The sequence below is a fragment of the Ideonella sp. genome, assembly GCF_041287625.1.
Taxonomy (GTDB): Bacteria; Pseudomonadota; Gammaproteobacteria; order Burkholderiales; family Burkholderiaceae_C; genus Ideonella.
Genome location: NZ_JBGGNH010000046.1, coordinates 1 through 19,554, shown reverse-complemented (window position 1 = coordinate 19,554; position 19,554 = coordinate 1). Strand labels below are relative to the sequence as shown.

At 65.1% G+C, this 19,554-nt stretch carries 13 protein-coding genes; 4 read left to right on the top strand and 9 right to left on the bottom strand.

Annotated elements, in window-relative coordinates; genetic code table 11:
* Positions 1-30: 30 nt before the first annotated feature.
* From ACAH41_RS18035 to ACAH41_RS18010, 6 genes are all read right to left on the bottom strand, one after another.
* Positions 31-1,536 carry a glycoside hydrolase family 32 protein gene (locus tag ACAH41_RS18035; protein ID WP_325649774.1) on the bottom strand — a complete coding sequence of 502 codons (1,506 nt, stop codon included), beginning with the start codon at positions 1,534-1,536 and terminating at the stop codon, positions 31-33.
* Positions 1,533-2,585, bottom strand: a complete 1,053-nt coding sequence (locus ACAH41_RS18030; RefSeq protein WP_325649776.1) for an ATP-binding cassette domain-containing protein — start codon at positions 2,583-2,585, stop codon at positions 1,533-1,535. Before ACAH41_RS18030 ends, ACAH41_RS18035 begins: the two co-directional genes overlap by 4 nt.
* Positions 2,586-2,653: 68 nt before the next feature.
* Positions 2,654-3,532 (bottom strand): carbohydrate ABC transporter permease, encoded by an 879-nt coding sequence (locus tag ACAH41_RS18025; protein WP_325649778.1) that lies wholly within the window; start codon positions 3,530-3,532, stop codon positions 2,654-2,656.
* Complete coding sequence (locus ACAH41_RS18020; protein ID WP_325649780.1) at positions 3,529-4,593, bottom strand: sugar ABC transporter permease; 1,065 nt, start codon at positions 4,591-4,593, stop codon at positions 3,529-3,531. Before ACAH41_RS18020 ends, ACAH41_RS18025 begins: the two co-directional genes overlap by 4 nt.
* Complete coding sequence (locus ACAH41_RS18015) at positions 4,583-5,821, bottom strand: extracellular solute-binding protein (protein WP_325649781.1); 1,239 nt, start codon at positions 5,819-5,821, stop codon at positions 4,583-4,585. Before ACAH41_RS18015 ends, ACAH41_RS18020 begins: the two co-directional genes overlap by 11 nt.
* Positions 5,818-6,846, bottom strand: a complete 1,029-nt coding sequence (locus ACAH41_RS18010) for a LacI family DNA-binding transcriptional regulator (RefSeq protein WP_325649782.1) — start codon at positions 6,844-6,846, stop codon at positions 5,818-5,820. The genes ACAH41_RS18015 and ACAH41_RS18010 overlap by 4 nt, the downstream gene beginning before the upstream one ends.
* A gap of 467 nt (positions 6,847-7,313) precedes the next feature.
* Between ACAH41_RS18010 and ACAH41_RS18005 the strand changes: the two genes are divergently transcribed.
* The 3 genes from ACAH41_RS18005 (at position 7,314) to ACAH41_RS17995 (ending at position 14,443) form a co-directional block, all read left to right on the top strand.
* Complete coding sequence (locus ACAH41_RS18005) at positions 7,314-9,503, top strand: GH32 C-terminal domain-containing protein (RefSeq protein WP_325649783.1); 2,190 nt, start codon at positions 7,314-7,316, stop codon at positions 9,501-9,503.
* A gap of 78 nt (positions 9,504-9,581) precedes the next feature.
* Positions 9,582-12,293 carry a TonB-dependent receptor domain-containing protein gene (locus ACAH41_RS18000; RefSeq protein ID WP_325649784.1) on the top strand — a complete coding sequence of 904 codons (2,712 nt, stop codon included), beginning with the start codon at positions 9,582-9,584 and terminating at the stop codon, positions 12,291-12,293.
* Between the two features lie 116 nt (positions 12,294-12,409).
* Positions 12,410-14,443 carry a hypothetical protein gene (locus ACAH41_RS17995; protein ID WP_325649785.1) on the top strand — a complete coding sequence of 678 codons (2,034 nt, stop codon included), beginning with the start codon at positions 12,410-12,412 and terminating at the stop codon, positions 14,441-14,443.
* Positions 14,444-14,668: 225 nt separating this feature from the next.
* Here ACAH41_RS17995 and ACAH41_RS17990 read toward each other — a convergent pair whose 3' ends face one another.
* Positions 14,669-16,414 (bottom strand): tannase/feruloyl esterase family alpha/beta hydrolase, encoded by a 1,746-nt coding sequence (locus ACAH41_RS17990; RefSeq protein ID WP_325649786.1) that lies wholly within the window; start codon positions 16,412-16,414, stop codon positions 14,669-14,671.
* Positions 16,415-16,719: 305 nt separating this feature from the next.
* Between ACAH41_RS17990 and ACAH41_RS17985 the strand changes: the two genes are divergently transcribed.
* Positions 16,720-17,190, top strand: a complete 471-nt coding sequence (locus ACAH41_RS17985; protein WP_325649788.1) for a MarR family transcriptional regulator — start codon at positions 16,720-16,722, stop codon at positions 17,188-17,190.
* A gap of 104 nt (positions 17,191-17,294) precedes the next feature.
* On the opposite strand, the gene ACAH41_RS17980 is transcribed toward ACAH41_RS17985, so the two are convergent.
* Both ACAH41_RS17980 and ACAH41_RS17975 read right to left on the bottom strand, forming a co-directional pair.
* Complete coding sequence (locus tag ACAH41_RS17980) at positions 17,295-18,122, bottom strand: oxidoreductase (RefSeq protein ID WP_325649789.1); 828 nt, start codon at positions 18,120-18,122, stop codon at positions 17,295-17,297.
* 33 nt (positions 18,123-18,155) lie between these two features.
* Positions 18,156-19,554: efflux RND transporter permease subunit (locus ACAH41_RS17975; protein ID WP_370538400.1), on the bottom strand; the 1,399-nt coding region annotated here is incomplete at its 5' end.

Sequence of the window (19,554 nt, the reverse complement as noted above, 5' to 3'; positions counted from 1 at the left end):
CGAATGGAGCTCCGCCACGGACCACGAACATCAGGATTCTTCGTTCGAGCTGTACATCGCAGCGCGCACCTGGTGCAGATCGAGCGACTGGACCATGGCCGCTTCACCGCCATGAAAGAGACAAACGCTCGTGGCCTGTGGGTCTGCGTAGACGAGGTCGGTGAGCGCGACAGTGCCGCCGTCGGCCAGCAGTTCCAACAGGCTGCCGTCGATCCAGACCTCCAGCTCGATATCGGGCGCATCGAGCAAGCGGCGCGCGTCGTGGCGCTCGGACTGCCCCTCGAACAAGGGCGCACGGCAGCGTCGGTCGATGAAGAATCCATTGAGCGATGGATCGAAGCCGATCCGCACAGAGTCATCTCCGCCTTTGAAGAACTCCAGACCGATGGGGTCGATCAGGCCCCGTGTGGAGACGACCAGGCGCGCCATCAGCTGGCGCCCGACGAGCGAGGCCTGCGAGAGCGCTTCACCGGCCTGGCAAGCTGGCAGGCCGCGCAGCTTCAGCAGCGGCTCGGGCTCGACCAGTGCGAGCATTTCGCGGGCCATGCGCTGGCGCAGGCGCAGGCCCTGAGAGGTGGCCGCGAGGCCCAGTTCGCGCACGCCAGATTGCTGGCCTCGCCATGGCTCGGTGGGAAGCTCGCGTGCGTACGCCCAATTGCTGGCCCAGCCCAGCCAGAGCACACGCTCGTCCGGCAGGTTGGCGAAGGTTATGGGCGCATAGAAGTCCCGCCCGTGGTCGGCCCATAGCGTGAGTTGACCATCGCTGGCGTCCGCCTTGAAGTGCTTGCCATCGAAGTCGCCGATGAAATACTGCACGCCGCTGCCGCCCCACAGCGAGCCGTGGTTGACCGAGACGATGAGGACCCAGCGCTTTTTCGTGCTGTCGCCGTCGATGGGCAGTTCGAACAACTCGGGCACTTCCCAGATGTTCTTGTCGGCCGAACCGGCAGGACCGAAGGTCGAGACGCGCGTCCAGTCGATCAGATTGGCCGAGGTGTAGAACCAGACCTGCTGCTCCAGCGCGACCACGACGAGCATGACCCAGTGCCGCGTGGGCGCATGCCAGAACACCTTGGGGTCGCGAAACTCGGTGGAGCCGATGTCGATGATGGGGTTGCCGGCATAAGGCGTGTAGCTGCGCCCGCGGTCCAGGCTGTAGGCCAAGTGCTGGGATTGGATCTTGGTGTCGGGGTCAAAGCCGGTGAAGAAGGCCACGAGCGCAGGGGCCGACGCGTCGGGCGGTGCGAAGCCGCCGCAGTTGCCATGGTCCACCACGACTGAACCCGAGAAAGCCATCGCCCGTTCAGTGGCGGGAATGGCGACCGGCAACTCCTGCCAGCTCGCCAGGTCGGTGCTGACGGCGTGGCCCCAACTGATGTGGCCCCAGTCACTGCCGTGAGGGTTGTACTGGTAGTAGAGGTGGTACTCACCGTCGAAATAGACGAGCCCGTTCGGGTCGTTCATCCAGTTGCACTGAGGCGTGTAGTGGTAACGCGGCCGCCAGGCGGCGGCGGACTTGGGCAGGTTGGAGTTCATGGCGCGATTCGGTTGCCTTCTGGGTCGAAGCGATGGAGCTTGTGGGACGGCATGCGCACGGCACGTCCTTGACCGAAGGCGATGCTGCGGTCATTGGAGAGCGCGCACAGCGGTGCGGGCGAACTGGCCACCGTCAGGTGCACCAGAGATTCAGCGCCAAGGCGCTCGACGAGCTGCACGCTGGCCGCCGAACCATCGCTCAGCTCAATGTCCTCGGGCCGAGCACCGATGGTGCCGATGCCGGCTGCGGCCAACGCTGCGGGGGACTGGCCGGTCAGCAATTGCAGCAGTGGCGCATGAGGCTCGTCCACAGGCACCAGGTTCATCCGGTGGCTGCCCATGAAGCCGGCGACAAAGAGATTGGCCGGTGTGTCGAAGAGCTCGTCAGGCGTGCCGAACTGCTCCAGCCCATGGCGGCTGAGCACGACGATGCGGTCCGCCAGTGTCATCGCCTCCACCTGATCGTGCGTGACGTACACCGTTGTCACGCCGTGCTTGCGATGCAGCTCGGCGATCTCGGCACGCATCTGGGCGCGCAGGTTGGCGTCGAGGTTGGACAGTGGCTCGTCGAACAGGAACGCGGTGGGCTTGCGGACGATGGCGCGGCCGATGGCGACCCGCTGGCGTTGGCCGCCGGACAGCTGTGTGGGCTTGCGCTGCAGCAGTTCCTCCAGCTGCAGCTGGCGCGCCGCGTCCAGGATGAGCGCGTGTCGCTCGGCCTTGGAAAGGCCCGCGATCTTGAGGCCGAAGCCGATGTTGTCGTAGACCGTCATGTGGGCGTAGAGCGCGTAGTTCTGGAACACCATCGCCACCCCGCGTTTGACCGGCGGCAGCTCGTTGACGCGCAGTTCATCGAAAGACAGCTCGCCGCCGCTCACCGGCTCCAGCCCGGCAATCATGCGCAACAGCGTGGACTTGCCGCAGCCCGAGGGGCCGACGAGCACGGTGAACTCGCCCTTGCGGATGTGCAGGTTGAGATCACGGAAAACATGGCGATCGGCGCGCTCGTCAAAACGCTTGTTGACTTGATGGAAGACGATGTTGGGCATGTCGCTGAGAGTTCTATGGCGATCGATGGACAAAGTTGGCGACAGTCGAGCGGGCCGTTCATGGCCACTCAGCCCTTGATGCCCGCGCCGACCACGGAGCGGATGAATTGGTTCTGGAACAGCAGGAAGAACACCATCACCGGCAACGTGATGACACAGGCATAGGCCATCACCTCGCCCCACTGCGTGCTGCGCCCGAAGAACTGCTGCAGGCCGACCATGACCGGCCGCGCGCCAGCGGTATGCACAGTCATGACGGGCCAGAGGTACTGGTTCCACATCCCCAGGAACAGGATGATCGCGGCCGTCACGATGACGGGCTTGCAGACTGGCATGACGAGGCGCAGGTAGATCGTCAGCGCGCCGGCACCGTCCATGCGGCCGGCCTCCACCAGCTCATCGGGCACGTCCTTGAAAAATTGATAGAACAGGAACACGCAGAAGGCATTCGCCAGGAAAGGAATGATCTGCACGTGCAGGGTATCGAGCCAGCCGATGGTGAGCCCGGTGCTGTCGAACCAGGGCAGCTTGGAGACGATCAGCAGCATCGGGATCGCCAGCACCTCGAAAGGCACGATCAGCAGCGCGATGACCACGGTCAGCACCAGGCTCTGGCCGCGCCATTTGAGCTTGGCCAGCGCAAATGCGGCGGCGCTGTTGATGAAGATGCCGGCGGTGACGCTCAGCAGCGCGATCAGTCCCGAGTTGGCCAGGTAGGCGCCGATCGCACCTTTGTCGAACACCGAGCGGTAGTTGTCCAGCGACCAGCGCGCGTCGGGAAGCAACGCGGCAGGATTGCCGAGGTCGGTGAAGAGCGCATCGCCAGGCTTGAAGCTGGCGGCCACCATGAAGAGCATCGGGTAGGCAAACACGATGCCCGCCAGCAGCATCAGCGCCACGTGCAGCACCGACTTCGCCACGTCGTTTGCGCCTGAGGAGCGGTTCATCGGCCCAGCCTTTCCATCAGCCTCTTCTGGCCGAGCGACAGCAGAAGCACAAAGAGGAAGAAGAACAGCGTCATCGCCGAGCCATAGGCAATGTCCTGCTCGCGAAAACCCACCCGCATCGAATGGAAGATGAGCGTGCTGGTGGCGTCCATCGGTCCGCCACCTGTCAGCACATCGACCTGCGTGAACAGGCCGAAAGCCATGATGGTGGTCGACAGCCCGACAAACACCAGCGTGCGCTTCAAGCCGGGCAGGGTGATGTAGATGAACTTCTGCCAGCGGCTGGCGCCCATCACGTCGGCAGCTTCGTACTGTTCGATGGAGATGCCTTGCAGGCCGGACAGGAAGATCAGCATCTGGAAGCCCGCACCTTGCCAGGCCGACATGATCGCGATGGACAGCATCGCCAGGTGCGGGTCGCCCAGCCAGTCGGGCTGGGGCGCGTCGGCACCGAAGATCTCGCGCAGCACCTGGTTGGCCAGGCCTGCCTCGGTGTGCAGGATCAGGCCCCAGATCGCCGCCACCACCACCATCGACGTCACCACCGGAGAAAAGAAGACCGTGCGCAACAGCACCCGGCCCCGGAAGGCCTGGTTGACCCAGAGCGCCATCGCAAAGGCCAGCGCAGTCTGCAGCGGCACCACCAGCAGCGCAAACAGGAAGGTGTTGGCGATGGAGCGCAGGAACTGGGGATCGCGCGCGCCGACCAGGTAGTGCCTGCCGCCCAGCGAGAGGTCGCTGAGGTATTGGTAGCCCTCGAAGTCGGCCGGCGCAGCGCGCTTCAAGGCGCGCCATTGGCGCGAGGCCGGCAGAGGCTGCCCGGCCATGGAAGCCGCGGGCGGCGCCTCGACGGCCTTGAGCGCGAACATGCGCGTGTAGTTGTCCAACCCCGTCCACTCGATGCGGTCGGTCTGCAGCAGCTTGACGTTGGTAAAGCTGAAAACCACCGCCATCACGAAGGGCAGCAGGACGAAGCCGGTGAAGAGGAGCAGGGCTGGCCCCGCCAGCACGGCCACCTCGGACCAGCGGGCGTGGCCAAAGCGAGAGGCACTAGAAGCCATAGTTGTGGTTTCGCCTGAGGTCTTGCTGGATCGCCTCGACCGCGCGGTCCAGCGCCTCGGCCGCGTCGCCGCCTTCGCGAACCTCTTTCAAGGCCCGCTCGAAGCTGCTCGACAGCATGGGATAGGCCGGCGTTTCGGGACGCAGCACGCCGTAGGCACGAGCAAACTCGAACAGGTCGCGCCCGAAGGCACCGGGACGGTACAGCGTGGTGGCGTTGGCGGCCGCCTCGCTGGTAGGCATGAGGCCGGTGGCCTCGGAGAACGCGGCAATTTCGGCGGCGGAGGTCAGATGCTCCAGGAACAGCCGTGCGCCTTCGGGGTGTGGACAACTGCTGGACACCGCCCATTGCCAGGAGCCTGCACCGATGCGCGGTTGCGGGCCAAATGCAGGTGGCGGCATCACGACCAGGTCGTCGCCAAGGCGCATGAGGTAGTCCTTCGCCGCCCACGAGCCTGTGTAGTGAAACGCCGCGCGGCCGCGGGGAAAGGATTGATCGTCCACCGGTCGGCGTGCAACCAGGCGCTCAGTGAACAGGGAACGGTAGAAGTCCACCACGCCGAGCGCCGCATCGCCATTGAGCAGGCCGTCGACCTGGGTGAAGGTCTTGCGGTCGATCAGGTCGGCCCCTGCGCTCTGCAGCCACGGCGAGAAGGCGTACGACACCCACTCGCCGGTCCACTGCGCATTCAGATCAAGCGGGTAGCTGAAGCCGGCACGCTTGAGGTCACGCAGGATGTCGCGGAACTCTGCCGCGGTGTAGGGGTGTGCCATCGTCGCCAGGCGAACGCCATGCTTGGCCAACAGGCTCTTGCGGGCAAAGAGCGCGAGCGCGGCGTCGAACTGGCCGACCGCATAAAGCTTGCCTTTGAAGGTCGAGCGGCCACCAGGGATCAAAGCCTCGGCGCCTGCAGGGCGCAGGGCACCCTCCAGAGGCTGGATGTGTCCGGCCCAGGCGAAGTTCGGCACCGATGGCTGGTCGAGGTCCAGCACGCAAGGCAGCTTCTTCGTCATGGCTGCAGCGATCACCGACTGCTGGTAGGAGCCCTGGGGCAGCGTCTCTGTCAAGACCCGGTAGCGCGACTGCCGGCTGTTGAACCGCGCTTCAGCCGCTGCGCTGGCGCGCATGTCGCTGTCGCCGGTCTCGTGCCGCCAGAGCTGGATGTCGATGGGGGCCGCGCCGACTGCGCCGGTCAGCAGGCTGGCCGCAAGGAGCAGGTTCGCCTTCACCGCCGCTTTCCGGTGGGCGGGGCTGATACCGATGCACGGACCTGCACCTCGCAGCGCTCGCGAACAGTGCCTGCCGCCGCCTCGTCGCAGGCCATCTGCGCCGCGCGGCGGCCCATTTGCAGATAGGGCAGGCGCACGCTGGTGAGCGGGGGATCGGTGGCATGCACCAGCATCGGGTGATCGTCGAAGCCGAGCACGGACACCTCGGCCGGGACGGCGATCTGGCGCTTGTGCAGGCATTGAATGATGCGGGCGGCCATCTTGTCATTGCCTGCCAGGATGGCTGTGGGGCGGTGCTCGCGGAGCACCTGGCTCACGAGGCCGTCCATCGCGGCGAACTCGTCTTCCGCCAACGCGCCTTGGGAGCCTTGCACGAATGCGGGCGCCGGCTGGCCGGCGGCCTTCGCGGCCTTCAGCAGGCCCCGGTGACGCAGCTGCGTGGCGCGCATGTCGGGAAAGAGTTCGAACACGACGATGCGCTGGTGGCCTTGGGCATACAGATATGCCAGGCCGTCGCGAGCGCCTTGCTCGTCGTCGGGCACCACAGTCGGGTGGTCGCCACGCGACAGATAGCAGTTCAGCAGCACCAGCCGCGTGCCGGCAGCCCGGGCCAGCTGGGCGGCGTCCAGCGGGCGATGGAAGTGGGTCGCAAAAATCAACGCATCGACGCGATGCTCAATCAGGCCATCGATCAGGTCCGGCACGTCCTCGTCCACCCCACCGCATTCCGCGATCAGCAGGCGCTTGCCCAGATCCTTGGCAGCGAGCTGCAGGCCTTTGATGAGCTCGAAGGAATCCGGGCTGACGGTGATGCGGTCCGATACCACCCCGATCAGATTGGGCTTCACGCCCTTGAGGGCGCGGGCCGCCTTGGAGGGACGGAACTGCAACGCACGCATCGCCTCGACGATCTTGGCGGAGGTTTTTGCCGAGATGCCGTGCGGGTCGTTCAGATAGCGCGACACCGTGCGCACGGACACGCCCGCCGTGTCGGCGACCTGATAGATGGTCGAGGATTCGCTCATCGGGGACCTGCTTGTCTCATCGTGTGATGGCACTCTATCGATGTCGTTTCAACGCACGACGACCGCGGGTCAAGTGTCCTTGTGGGGTGTGTCGAGAGAATTTGTCTATCGATGGTAGTTTTTGGCGAACCTCAAGTCTTGAGTGTTTTCCCGGGGTCTTGGGGGCGGGTTGCGATGTGGGCGCACCGCATGGGGGAAATACCAAGGACAACCCGCCGGCGGCCAACTACCATCGATAGACATTTTGGTGCTTGCTGTTCCCCTGAAGAGCGCAAGCGCCTCTTCTTTGACCCAATTTGGCTATCGATAGACATTATGCGTGATGTGCGGATTTCTCGCCTCTGCCTCGCGGCCATCCGGTGGTGCTGCCGTGGTCCGGCCATCGCCACGCCGCAGAGGGTGCGCCGGTGATGCGCCTGGCAAATGGGGCTCGGCACGCCGGCGCGCTTTCGGCGCTGCTGGCTGCCATGACGAACCTGGCGTCTGCGCAGCCGCTCCCCGCACCCCTGCTGTCCGTCGATTTCGATGAGCTGGCCCGGGGCCACTTGCCGCCGGGTGTCGCGATCCACACCCAGTTTCGGGCACCGGACGTGGTACCTGGCATCATTGGCAGCGCCTGGCGCACCGATGGCTTCTCCAGCTACGCGCAAGCGGCCTTGCCCCTGGATCCGAATGCCGGCTTCAGCCTGTCGCTGTGGGTCACGCTGGAGAGCTTTCCGTCGGACCTTGAGGTACCTGTTAAGGAACTGTCGCCCTCATCCTTCGCACAGCAGGCCCAGGGCGATGCCGGCTTCGACCTGCACGTCGACACGTTCGGCCGCTGGGGCTTTCGCATCGCCACCTCGGCAGGCGTGTTGCGCGTGTCGGCGCCCAGGTCCTTTCCTTTGCGCCGCTGGGTGCACCTGGTCGCCAGCGTCGACCCGGCCTCCGGTGTCGTGAGCCTGTATCAGGATGGCGCACTGATCGGCACGGCCACCGGCAAGGCCGGCATGAGCCTGCGCCTGGCGCCAGTGCCGCTGAAGCTGGCCACGCCGGCCGTCGAGGCCCGCATCCTCGACTTCAAGGTCAACCGCTTGAACGGTGCCTTCGATCTGGTCGAGGTCTACCCCGCTGCGCTCTCGGCTCCGCAGCTGGCCTCGCTGCCGGGTCCGGGCACCGCACCCGATGCAGAACCTTCGCTGGTAGTGCCAGCCTCGCGCTTCGCGGCTGATGCGTTGCGGCCGCGCGTGCACGCGATGCCCGCCGCAAACTGGACCAACGAGCCCCACGGCCTTGTGCGCGTCGGCCAGGCATGGCATTTGTTCTACCAGCGCACGCCCAACGGCCCCTTCAAGACCCAGATGCACTGGGGCCACATGGTCAGCCGGGACCTTGTGACCTGGGAGCACCTGCCCGATGCCCTGTGGCCCGAGTTGCAGACGGCGGACTCGGGCTTCGACATGAAAGGCATCTGGTCGGGCCATGTCATCACCGATGGTGGCAAGGCGTTTGCGTTCTACACCAGCGTCAACCACGGCGAGCGGCTGTCGGCCAGCAACCCGGGCGTGTCCATGGCCGTCAGCGAGGACGCCGATCTGCGCGACTGGCGCAAGCTCGGCCCGGTCCTCAACACGCAGGGCATTCGCGACTTCCGGGATCCCTTCTTGTGGAAGCAGGGCGACACCTGGCACATGATCGTCGGCGCGGCGCTCGAGACCGGCGGCGGCCTGCAGTACTACGTGCTGCGGCGTGGCGAGAAGGGTGCGCGCTGGCAGCCACAGCGCTTCTCCGACACGGCCTACCGGCTGCTGGACATCGGCTCCGAAATCTGGGAGATGCCGGTGTTCGAACAGCTCACCGATCAGGTGTGGGTGCTGGTCGTCAATCCGGTCGGCGGCAAGGTCAGCAAGTATGGCGAGCCGCCCACGCGCACGGTGTACTGGACAGGCGAATGGGTGGACGGCCGATTCAAGCCATTTTTCCGCACGCCGCAGAACCTCGACCTGCTGCCCGGCCACCTGGCTCCCACCGTTGGTCGCGCGGCCGATGGGCAGTTGCGCGCCATCGGCATCATCGATGAGCGGCGCTCACCCGCCGCCCAACTGCGCGCCGGCTGGGCACACACGTTCAGCCTGCCGCGCGTGTGGAAGCTGCTGCCGGATCGGCGCACCGTGGGCCAGGCGCCTGCCCCGGAGCTGCAGGCGCTGCGCGGCGAGCCGCTGTTGGCATCCGCACCGTTGGCACTCGGCCCCCGGCCGCGCCTGGTGGGCGATGGCATGCACGCCTATGAACTGCTGATCGACCTGGACGACGAGGCGGCATCCGCCGGCCCGGTCGTCGTCGACCTGATGGCCTCCGCCGATGGCCGTGAGTTCACTCGGCTGCGTTTCGATCCGGCCGAGGGCAGCGTCGCGGTCGACAAGTCGCAGTCCAGCCTCTCTGCCGATGGCGAGGGCCCGCAGCGCCTGCAAGGGGGCTACGCGGGCCAGGCCTTCGGCCCGATGCGCCAGCTCCGCATCTTCGTCGATGGCTCGGCCATCGAGGTGTTCGTCAACGATGCCGCCGCCTACGCGGTGCGCAGCTATCCGTCCTTGCCGGGCAGCACTCAGGTGCGTCTGTCAACGCTTCAACCAGCGCGGGCTCGCGTGCAGATCTGGCCCTTGCGTCCACCCGGTTAGACGCATCCACAACCCACGGCCAAAGGCCTGGCCGTCAAGAACGTGCCCCGCAAATGGGGACGACCCAGGAGACAAAGCATGAAACAACAGCGAGGTGTCGCCGCATGGCGACTGTTGCCTCTGGCCTTCGCGGCACAGGCCGCATTTGCCCAGCAAGCCAACCCCGGCGCTCCGTCGCCGGCCGATGTGCCCACGGCGCCAGCAGCAGCGGCGACGCCGGAGCCCACTCAAGGTGTCCAGGAAGTGGTCGTCACCGGCAGCGGCAGGAAGACACTCAAGAAGGACTCGACCACCACCATCAACACGCTTTCGGCCGAGGACATCCGGCGCCTGGCGCCGATCAGCACGGCCGACCTGCTGCAGAACGTGCCGGGCATCTTCGCCGAAGGCAGTACCGCCGGTGAGGCGAGCAACAACATCACGGTGCGCGGCCTGCCCGTCACCGGCGGCTACCGCTACGCCCCGCAATTGATCGACGGCCTGCCGTGGTTCGAGGAGCCAGAGGTGCCCTTCATGAACAACGACGTCGCCGTGCGCGACGACCTGATGACCAAGCGCGTGGAAGTGGTGAAGGGCGGCACGGGTGGCATCCTGTACTCGAACGGTCTGGGTGCCACCGTCAACCACATCACCCGCACCGGCGGCCAGGTGCTGGAAGGTGGCTACAAGCTTGAGGTTGCAGACTACAACTTCGTGCGCAACGACTTCTTCCTGTCGGGACCGGTCAACAAGAACCTCACCTTCGCGGTGGGCGGTTTCTACCGGACCTCGGATGGCCTGCGCGACACCGGCTACACCGCTGACAAGGGTGGGCAGTTGCGCGGCAATCTGGTCTACCTGACCGATGACGGTCGCACCGAGGTGCAACTGCATGCACTGAGCATCAACGACCGGACGGCCTTCTACCAGAACGTACCGTTCCAGGTGCCGGCCATCACACAGCCGGGGACGCCGGCCAATCCGGTGCGCATCCACATGGACGAGGTGTGGCCCATCGGCATCGACTTCGCCCACGGCACGGTGGCTTCACCTTCCAACCGCCGCTTCACGATGCTTGGCGAATACGGCCAGCGGCAGGTCGACATGGCAGACGGCATCCACCCGAACTTCGACATCTACACACTCAAGCTCAGCCACGAGTTCGATTCGGGCTGGACCTTCGATGCCGGTCTGCGCCATTCATCGGGCAGCAGCGGCTTCAACGCGCTGTTCACGGGCAACGACACGACCACGGCGGCGCGCTTCAACAACGCGCGCTACAACAACGACGTCCAGCGCTTTGGCTCGTTCTACCCCGCTGCCACGGGCGTGGCCGCCTATGGCCTCGATGGCGGCGCGCGGATCGCCGACAGTACCTACCTGGACTTCCTGATCCCTTTCATCGCCACCACCCGGGCCAAGAGCACCTCGGCGGACCTGAAGCTGGGCAAGTCGCTGCAATGGCAGGGGGAACACCGACTCACGCTGGGCGCCTACCTCACCGACTACGCCAACAAGCAAAACTTCCAGCAGTCGCTGCTGGTGTCGACCATTGGCGAGCACCCGGAACTGGTCGAGCTCCGAGCCATTGATGCAGCCGGCAATCCCGTGGGGCCCTCGGTCACTTCGGGCGGCGTGATGCGGCTGGGATTCAACGGCTACCTCGCCGATGCCCAGGTCAACGGTGAAGCCTTCTATCTGCACGACCACTGGGAAGCCCTGGAGGGGCGCCTCAAGCTGGACCTTGGCGTGCGCCACCAGACGCAGCGCGCCAACGTCCTCTACAACGTGCGCGATCAAACCACCAACCTGACGCCATCCGGCGTGGTGCCCGGAAGTTCGGCCGACACCATCGCTGACGACGAGGTGCTGTTGCCGGGCGCAAATCAAACCTTGGACTCCAAGGTCAGCGCCACGGGCTGGTCGGTGGGCGGCAACTACGCGCTCCATCCCAACCTGGCCGTTTACGGCCTGGTCTCCAGTTCCTTTCGGCTGCCGAGCCTGGAGCAACTCAACCAACTCCAATTCGACCCGGCTGCGCCGGGGAGCAAGGTCGAGAAGATCATGCAGTACGAAGGTGGCCTGCGCTTCTATGCCGACACCTGGGACACGCAGCTCGCGCTGTTTTACAACAAGTTCAGCCCACGCGACCAGTACGTCGAATACCGCGACTTCACCTCGTCGCAGTGCACACCGGCAGGCACCGTGGTCGACATCAACAGCTGCCCGCTCGTGCGCGAGTTCTACCGCCGCGGCATCCAGAACATCGGTCTCGAAGTCGAGGCCGCCTGGCGGCCTCGCGAGGTGAAGGGCCTGGAGCTGCGCTTCAACGGCGTTGTGCAGAACCCGAAGGTCGTCGACGCCAACTACCGCACGGTGAAAGAGATCCGCGTCAACGATGTCGTGACCGGCTACGCCTTCGAGCAGATCGGCGAGGACGGGCGCCGCCCGCGTCGCCTGGCTCAGGTCATGGCCAACCTGCAGGGCACGTGGGACCTCAAGCCCTACACCGGTCTGCCCTTCAAGCCCTATGTCAAGTACACCTACTTTGGCAGCCGCTATTCAGAGTCCCAGGACGTCAACGTGACGCTCTATCCCGCCTACTACCACCTGGATGGCGGTTTCATCTGGGACTTCAACAAGAACAGCGCCTTCCAGTTCCATGTATCCAACATCACCAACCGGCTCTCATTCACCGAGGGCGACCCAGTGTTCGTCGACCTGAAAGGCCCCAACGGCGCCACCAACCGGGGTGTGAGCCGGCCCCTGTTCGGCCGGACCGTTCGGGCGATGTACACCTACTTCTTCTGACAGGGAGAACGACGATGAAGAAGCTTCTTTGCATCCTCCCGCTAGCCTTCGCACTTGCCACCCTTGCCGGCTGCGGCGGGAGCAGTCCCGGCCCACTTCCGCAGCCGCACTCGCCGGTGATCACCGACCCTGGCTCGATCAGCGTGCCTGAATTCACCAGCGCGGTAACCCAGCTCTCGGCCACCAGTCCGGATGGCAACAGCATCAAGCTGTCCCTCGCCGGACCTGACGCGGCACTGTTTTCGATCAGCGGCGACGGGGCCATCCGCTTCGCCATCCCGCCGGACTTCCAGGCGCCGGCCGATGCGGACAAGGACAACATCTACCAGATCACAGCGATCGCCGACGACAGCTATTCAACGCCGTCGACGCTGGCAATGTTGGTCACGGTGACGTCCTGCCCGACCTGTCATGTGGCCAACACCTCTGCCCACGTGACGACCGATGACACCACCTTCGTGGCTGAGAACGTCATTGCCAGTTTCGAGTTTCCTGCGCAGATGCAGCAGGACAGCGTCAAGTACACGCTCACCGGCGCCTTTGCCACGACGACCAACTGGAACAACCTCGAGTACACCAACGCGAGCTTGGCGCCAATCGCTGCGCGCATCGGTGAAGCCTCGGTGTCGACCTGCGAGATCGGTGGCGGCGGATGCGATGGGCCTACCGGCAGCATCACCATCAACGACATCACCATCACCAAGGACTCGATCACCTTCCTTATGTCAGGGGGCAATGGCGGCCCGGACGTTGGTGCCCAGGTGCTCTACACACCGCCGGGTTCGCCGACCAGCCAGGTGCTCGGCACCTACAACCCCAACAGCTGTGGCGACCCGGTACTCAAGGGCGATCAGCACTACGTCAATTTCGACACCAGCGGGTTGATCGGCGAGAAGGTCCAGATCAAGATATTCGACAACGCCAGCGCGGGTTGCGGCTTCGTCGCCTTCGACCACCTCTACCAGACCGACGAGCCCCGAGGCACGAATGCCGGCGTGCTGAGCAAGCCGCTGTCGCCGCTGAAGGTCACGGTGGAAGGACCGGACACGTTCCAGAAGATGATTCCGTTTGCCAGCTTCGAGAACCCGGTCGACATGGTGGCCAAGCGCGGCTGGGTGGGCACGGGTGCGTTCGCCAGCCCGACAGCCACCAGCTGGCAGGGCACCACGGGCACCGACGCGAACGCTGCGCGCGTGGGCGACAAGGCCATCAGCACTTGCGAGATCGCTGGGCCGGGCTCGCCTTGCGACGCGCCAGTCGGCACGCTGACTTCGCCGCCGTTCAAGGTGACCGAGAACTACTTCAATTTCCTGATGCATGGCGGAGACGCGGGCAAGAACCTTGGCTTGCGTCTCATGGACACCTTGGGCAATGTGTTGCTGACGTACAGCCCGACCAGTTGCGGCCCGTCCTTCGTGCAGAACGACGATGACTGGACATACATCGACATCTCTGCGCTCAACTCGGCCTACATCAAAGCCCAGCTGTTCGACGAGGAATCCACCGGGTGCGGCTTCGTCAGCACCGACCAGTGGTACCAGTCGGCCAATGCCTGGAACCCGTCGGGCAACGGCAAGGATGGCGGCAAGGTGGCTCTCACGCCCGCCGCCACGGCGAAACTGGGGTTCAACGTCAGCGTGGCGGCGGACGCCTTCGACCAAGTGATTGGCGACTTCGACGATGTCATCGCCACCGCGCAGCTCTGGACGGCAACCGGAGACTTCGCAAACCCGGCGACTGTCGACGCCTGGAAGGGCGTTTCCGGTGCTGCCCGCGTTGGCAAGAGCGCCGTCAGCACCTGCGAGATGAACGCCAATGCCAAGGGCTGTGATGGATCAACCGGCACGCTCACCTCCCCACTCGTCAGCGTGGACGCCCACAGGCCCTTCCTGAACTTCCTGATGTCCGGCGGCAATGCGAACGGCACGGCAGGGCTGAAGGTGCTCGACCCCGCGGGCACGGTGATCGCTTCCTACATGCCCAACAGCTGTGACCAGGCTTCCATCCAGGGGGACGACAACTGGGTGACCATCGACCTCGCCGCCCAGGCAGGAAAACAGGTCCAGGTTCAGGTCTTTGACAACGAGGCTGGTGGCTGCGGCTTTGTCAGCCTTGACCACGTCTACCTGGGTACCGAGCGGAAGAAGTAGCGGAGCCGTGATGGCGGCTCACGCCGGCCGGGTGCTTCAAAAGCGCTGTCCACATCAAATGACGGCGGGAGGTCGGTACCGACGCGTGTCGGCCGACCTCCTGGTCCCGACAGCAGAACCACCGAACGTGGGGAATTCCTGTTCCTGAATCGGCGGCGCCGGCATCCATGCCGCGGCCAGCGGCATCCGCTGGCCAGCACCATTTCGCAGGAGCGATGTGCATCCTCATTGGCAGCTGAAGCTGCTGGCGCTTTCGAGGTCGGTGGCGCCGGCCTTCAGGCGCGCGACTTGCGGATAGGGGCACAGCGGCCGTGTACGGCCGGGTGCCCAACTGGTCGGAATGTCAACGTTGGCAGCGCCGGCGGCGGTGGGCAGGCCGCGCGCGGTGGCAATCACCGAGTCAGGCGCCTGGCCCTTTTCGACCCAGTTGACCAGGGGCGTGAGCATGTCGAACTGGTCGGTGGCAGGGCCACCAGCGCAGTGGCCCATGCCCGGCACCGCGTAGAAACGCGCGAAGTCGGAGGCATTGCCGTTGTTGGCGCTGCGCAGGTTCTCGTACCAAGTTACCGTGTCATCGTGCATGAAGATGGGATCGCTCACGCCGTGATAGACCATCACTTTGGCACCGCGGTTCTTCAAGGTACTCAGGTTGCTCGGATCCACCGGCTGCATGAAAGACAGCGCGGATTCGAGGTACGTGCTGTCGGTCGCCGCGATGGCAGCAAGCATGGTGTCGACCGATGTGCTCGTCAAGTAATCTGAACCGACGAAGCCTGTCTGACTGATCGGCGGTACGCCCCAGACCGTGGCAATGGCACCTGTGTCCAGATTCTTTGACGCCCCGAATTTCCAAGTGGCAAAGCTGGTACCTGAAATACCAGCGTCGTACGCGAGGCTCGCATAGAACTTTTTGCCCGTGCTGTCGGTCGCGCCGGAGAAGATGGGCGCGAGGGCCGTCTTCTGGTCGGCCGACAGGCAGGTGCCGTCCCGCGCGCCGCTGCAGGTGGGCACGTCGCGGGTGAAGTCGAAGGCCTTCTGGCAGGCGGCCACGTCTTGAACGATGCCGTCAGTCGCGCCGTCCAACGCGTCGCACTTGGCCAGTATGGCGCTGGAGACCATGGCGCGTTCCGCCGTGGGGAAAGCCGTGCTCAGGTCATCGACAGTGGTCCCCGGCACCAGCAACAGCTGCTTGGCGCTGAACACATTGGCAGTGGCTGCCAGCGGCAGGCGGTAACCCGGTGCGCCGGCCAAAAAGCCGTCGTATTGCTCGGGCAAGCGGGTCGTGGCCAACAGGGTGTGGCGCCCGCCGTTGGAGCAGCCACCAAAGTAGGATCGATCGGGTCCCTTGCCATAGGCCGAGGCGATCAGCGCTTTGGCCATGGGCGTGAGCTTGACCGCCGCGTTGTAGCCGTAGTCCAGCCGGGCCTGGGCGTCGATGCCGAAAGCAGGCCCTGCCGTGTCGTGACCCGCGTCGCTGCTGATGACGGCGAAGCCCATGTTCAGTGCGTTGGAGAAGTTCGGTGCGCTGCCGCCGATCGCCCCGAGGGCCGTGCCAACGCTGCCGTCCAGGCCGCCGTTGGCTTGGTAGAAGAAGCGGCCGTTCCAGGAATTGGGCAAGCGCATCTCGAAGCCGATGGCGTAGCCATTGCCGTCCTGCGGGCTGGTGCGGCGGTACATCTCACCCCTCACTTGGCAGTGCGCTCCCACGGGGCTACCCGCCACCGTCAGCGTGCCCGCGGCCAGCGGAGCGGCCGAGGTGATGGTGGTATTGGCGAACGAAAACGTGCTGGCCAGGTCGGCACAGGCGCCCAGTGGCGCGCCTGTGGCCGCGGCCAGCTGCGGCAGCGCGGCGCTGCCGTCATCGCCATCGCCGCCACAGCCGGCGAGCAAGGCCGCGCATGCGGCAGCAATCCAATGGGACGCCACCCGAACGGGGCGGACAGGGCCAGAAACATCCGGGATCTTCGTCATGGGTTTCTCCGTGCGCCGGTCAAGACCGACGAGATGCAGTGAATGAAGGAGTCATGCGTCGAAGGTTTGCCAGCGCCCACAGGCACTGAAGTGAGGTCTTGGATCACGCACTTGACGGCGGGTTAGTCGCGCGCCGTGCAGGCCGATTGCGTTGGATCAGGTCTGCTGATTGTTAATGTACTTAACCATAATGGCCGTCGAACACTAGCGGTTTCCCGGTCATCTGTTCATCGAAGTAAGTAAGGAGATTTACCATTTGGCGGCCGAGCCGCTCCCTCGCCGACCCCGCCGGTAGACTCGACGTGATGAAGATCGAAGAGACCCTCACGCCGAAGGGCGCCCTCACAGAGGGAGGCATGCATGAGTTGCTGGGTTACCAGCTGGCCCAGGCAGCGGTCCTGACGAACGAGGCCTTTACCCGGACCGTCGGCGAGCCGCTTGACCTTCGGAAGGTCGAGTTCACGATCCTGCAGCTCGTCCGAGCAAACGCACCGGTGACTGCCGCCCGCGTCGCCAAGTCACTGGCCGTGACAACCCCAGGCGTCAAGGTGTGGCTTGATCAGCTGGAGCAGCGCGGACTCATCGCACGCGAGCGCGGCTCCGTGGACCGACGCACCCAGGACCTGCGCATCACCCGCAAAGGCGATGTGCTGGTCTCAAAGGCCCTCGCTGCACTGCTCGAGGCCGATCGAGAGATCGTGAGAAACCTGACCGAGGCAGAGCGGCTCATGCTTCTCCAACTGCTGCAAAAGGTGGCTCACAGGCGCAAGGGATAGAAGCTGACTGATTTGTGCCACGCGACAGAACCTGTGATCTGCATGCATGGGTTTTCAATGGCGCTGGCAACCCATTCGATGGCTGCCGCAGCACAGGCAGCGGCTCATGCCGGCATCCGCATCCGCTTGCGCAAGCTCTTGTCGAACGCCGACGCCGGTACGAAGCGCCTGAGCAGACTGACCGTTGCGGCATCACGTCCGGCCGTGTAGCGCAGCTGCGGCTTCGCGGTGGTGGCGGCGGCGACGACGGTCGCGGCCACCACTTCTGGCGGGTCGGCTTTCGCTGCCTCATTGCGCATCACGGCTTCAGCGTTCGCTCGCGCCAGCGCATAGTGTTCGATGTTCTGGTCGGCTGCCAGCGCATTGCTCTCGAACGTGGTGCGCGTGTAGCTCGGTTCGACGAGAACGACCCGGATCCCGCAGTCTCTGACCTCGTGGTCCAGCGCCTGCGAGTAGCCTTCCACCGCGTGTTTGCTCGACGAATACAGCGCCATGAAGGGCGAGGGGATCAGGCCCATCACAGAGCTGATGTTGATGATGCGTCCCGACCGCTGCTTGCGCATCACGGGCAGAACTGCGTTGGTCGCTCGAACAACGCCGAACAGGTTGACGTCGAAGATCGACTTGGCCTGTTCGAGCGAAGACTCCTCTGCAGCGCCCATCAACCCAACGCCTGCGTTGTTGACCAGCAGGTCGATGCGGCCGGCCTGCGCCAGCACCTCGCGCACCGCGGCGTCGACTGCCAGGTCGTTGGTCACATCGCAGGCAACATAGTCGACACCGGGGATCTTCGTTGCTGGGGGCTTGCGGTAGGTCCCGAACACTCGGTACCCCGCGGCCTGGAGCGCGCGTGCGGTCGCTGCGCCAATGCCTGCCGTTGCCCCGGTGACGATTGCTACTGGATGCTGCTGCTGTTTCTGGTCTGCTGACATTGTTGTCTCACTTTCCATCTAGAAATTCGGGTGTCACGTGCTGGCCGTCATGGGCGCACCGGCCGGCGCTTGCGCCGAGCTGTCACGCTGCACACGGAACCAGGCGGCGTACAGCGCCGGCACGAAGACGAGGGTGAGCGCGGTCGCCACAATGAGGCCGCCCATGATCGAGATGGCCATCGGTCCCCAGAACACGCTGTGCGTCAGCGGGATCATGGCCAGCACCGCGGCAGCTGCCGTCAGCACCACGGGGCGCGAGCGCCGCACCGTGGCGTCGACGATGGCGGTCCACGGCGCCACGCCGCGAGCGATGTCCTGGTCGATCTGGTCGACCAGGATGATCGAGTTGCGCATGATCATGCCGCTCAGTGCAATCACGCCCAGCAGCGCGACGAAGCCGAACGGCGCCTGGAACAGCAGCAACGCCGGCACCACGCCGATCAGCGCCAGCGGTGCCGTCATGAACACCATGAACAGGCGTGAGAAGCTCTGCAGCTGGATCATCAGCAGCGTCAACATCACCGCGAACATCGCCGGGAACACTGCGAACAGCGCCGTGTTGGCCTTGTCGCTCTCTTCGATGGCGCCGCCGTCTTCGATGCGGTAGCCGGTGGGCAGGCTGTCGACGATGGGCTGCAACGACGGGCGGATCTGCGCCGTGGCGTAAGGGCCCTGCACGCCGTCGACGACGTCGCTGCGCACGGTGAGCACCATGTCGCGGTTGCGCCGCCACAGCACCGGCTCTTCGAAGCTCGGCTCCACGCGGGCCAGCTGCGACAGTGGAACCGTCACGCCGCTGCGCGTGAACACTTGCAGGTCGCCGAGCTGGCCGATGCTCTTGCGCTCCTCGGGAGTCGCTCGCACAACCACGTCGATGAGCTCTTCGCCGCGGCGGATCTGCGTCACGGGCGCGCCGTCGAGCGTGGTCTGCACCAGGCCCTGGATGTCGGCCGTGGACAGACCCAGCAGCCGTGCCTTGTCCTGGTCGACGTGGACCTTCATCGAGCGGACCTGCTCGTTCCAGTCCAACTGCGTGTCACGCACCAGCGGGCTCTGGCGCACCGCGTCGCGCACCTTGTAGGCGATCTCGCGCACCTGCGCCTTGTCAGGCCCGATGACGCGGAACTGCACCGGAAAACCGACCGGCGGACCGAACTCGAGGCGCTGAACACGCGCCTGCACGTCGGGCAAGGCCTCGTCCTTGTCGAAGAGCTCCATCAGGCGGGCGCGCACGCGTTCGCGCTGCTCGATGCCCGCGGTCTTGACGACGAACTGGGCGAAGCCCGGGTTCGGTAGCTCCGGCTGGATCGACAGATAAAAGCGCGGCGTGCCGCCACCGGTGTAGGCGGTGAAAAATTCGATGTCCGGGTCCTTCGCCAGTCGCGCCTCGAGCAGCTTGACCTGGCGTTCCGTGGCGGCGAACGACGCGCCA

What these genes read in the sequence shown, in the direction of transcription:
- ACAH41_RS18035 (WP_325649774.1), bottom strand. Translation starts at nt 1,536, where the DNA reads ATGAACTCCAACCTGCCCAAGTCCGCCGCCGCCTGGCGGCCGCGTTAC.
- ACAH41_RS18030 (WP_325649776.1), bottom strand. Translation starts at nt 2,585, where the DNA reads ATGCCCAACATCGTCTTCCATCAAGTCAACAAGCGTTTTGACGAGCGC.
- ACAH41_RS18025 (WP_325649778.1), bottom strand. Translation starts at nt 3,532, where the DNA reads ATGAACCGCTCCTCAGGCGCAAACGACGTGGCGAAGTCGGTGCTGCAC.
- ACAH41_RS18020 (WP_325649780.1), bottom strand. Translation starts at nt 4,593, where the DNA reads ATGGCTTCTAGTGCCTCTCGCTTTGGCCACGCCCGCTGGTCCGAGGTG.
- ACAH41_RS18010 (WP_325649782.1), bottom strand. Translation starts at nt 6,846, where the DNA reads ATGAGCGAATCCTCGACCATCTATCAGGTCGCCGACACGGCGGGCGTG.
- ACAH41_RS18005 (WP_325649783.1), top strand. Translation starts at nt 7,314, where the DNA reads ATGACGAACCTGGCGTCTGCGCAGCCGCTCCCCGCACCCCTGCTGTCC.
- ACAH41_RS18000 (WP_325649784.1), top strand. Translation starts at nt 9,582, where the DNA reads ATGAAACAACAGCGAGGTGTCGCCGCATGGCGACTGTTGCCTCTGGCC.
- ACAH41_RS17990 (WP_325649786.1), bottom strand. Translation starts at nt 16,414, where the DNA reads ATGACGAAGATCCCGGATGTTTCTGGCCCTGTCCGCCCCGTTCGGGTG.
- ACAH41_RS17985 (WP_325649788.1), top strand. Translation starts at nt 16,720, where the DNA reads ATGAAGATCGAAGAGACCCTCACGCCGAAGGGCGCCCTCACAGAGGGA.
- ACAH41_RS17980 (WP_325649789.1), bottom strand. Translation starts at nt 18,122, where the DNA reads ATGTCAGCAGACCAGAAACAGCAGCAGCATCCAGTAGCAATCGTCACC.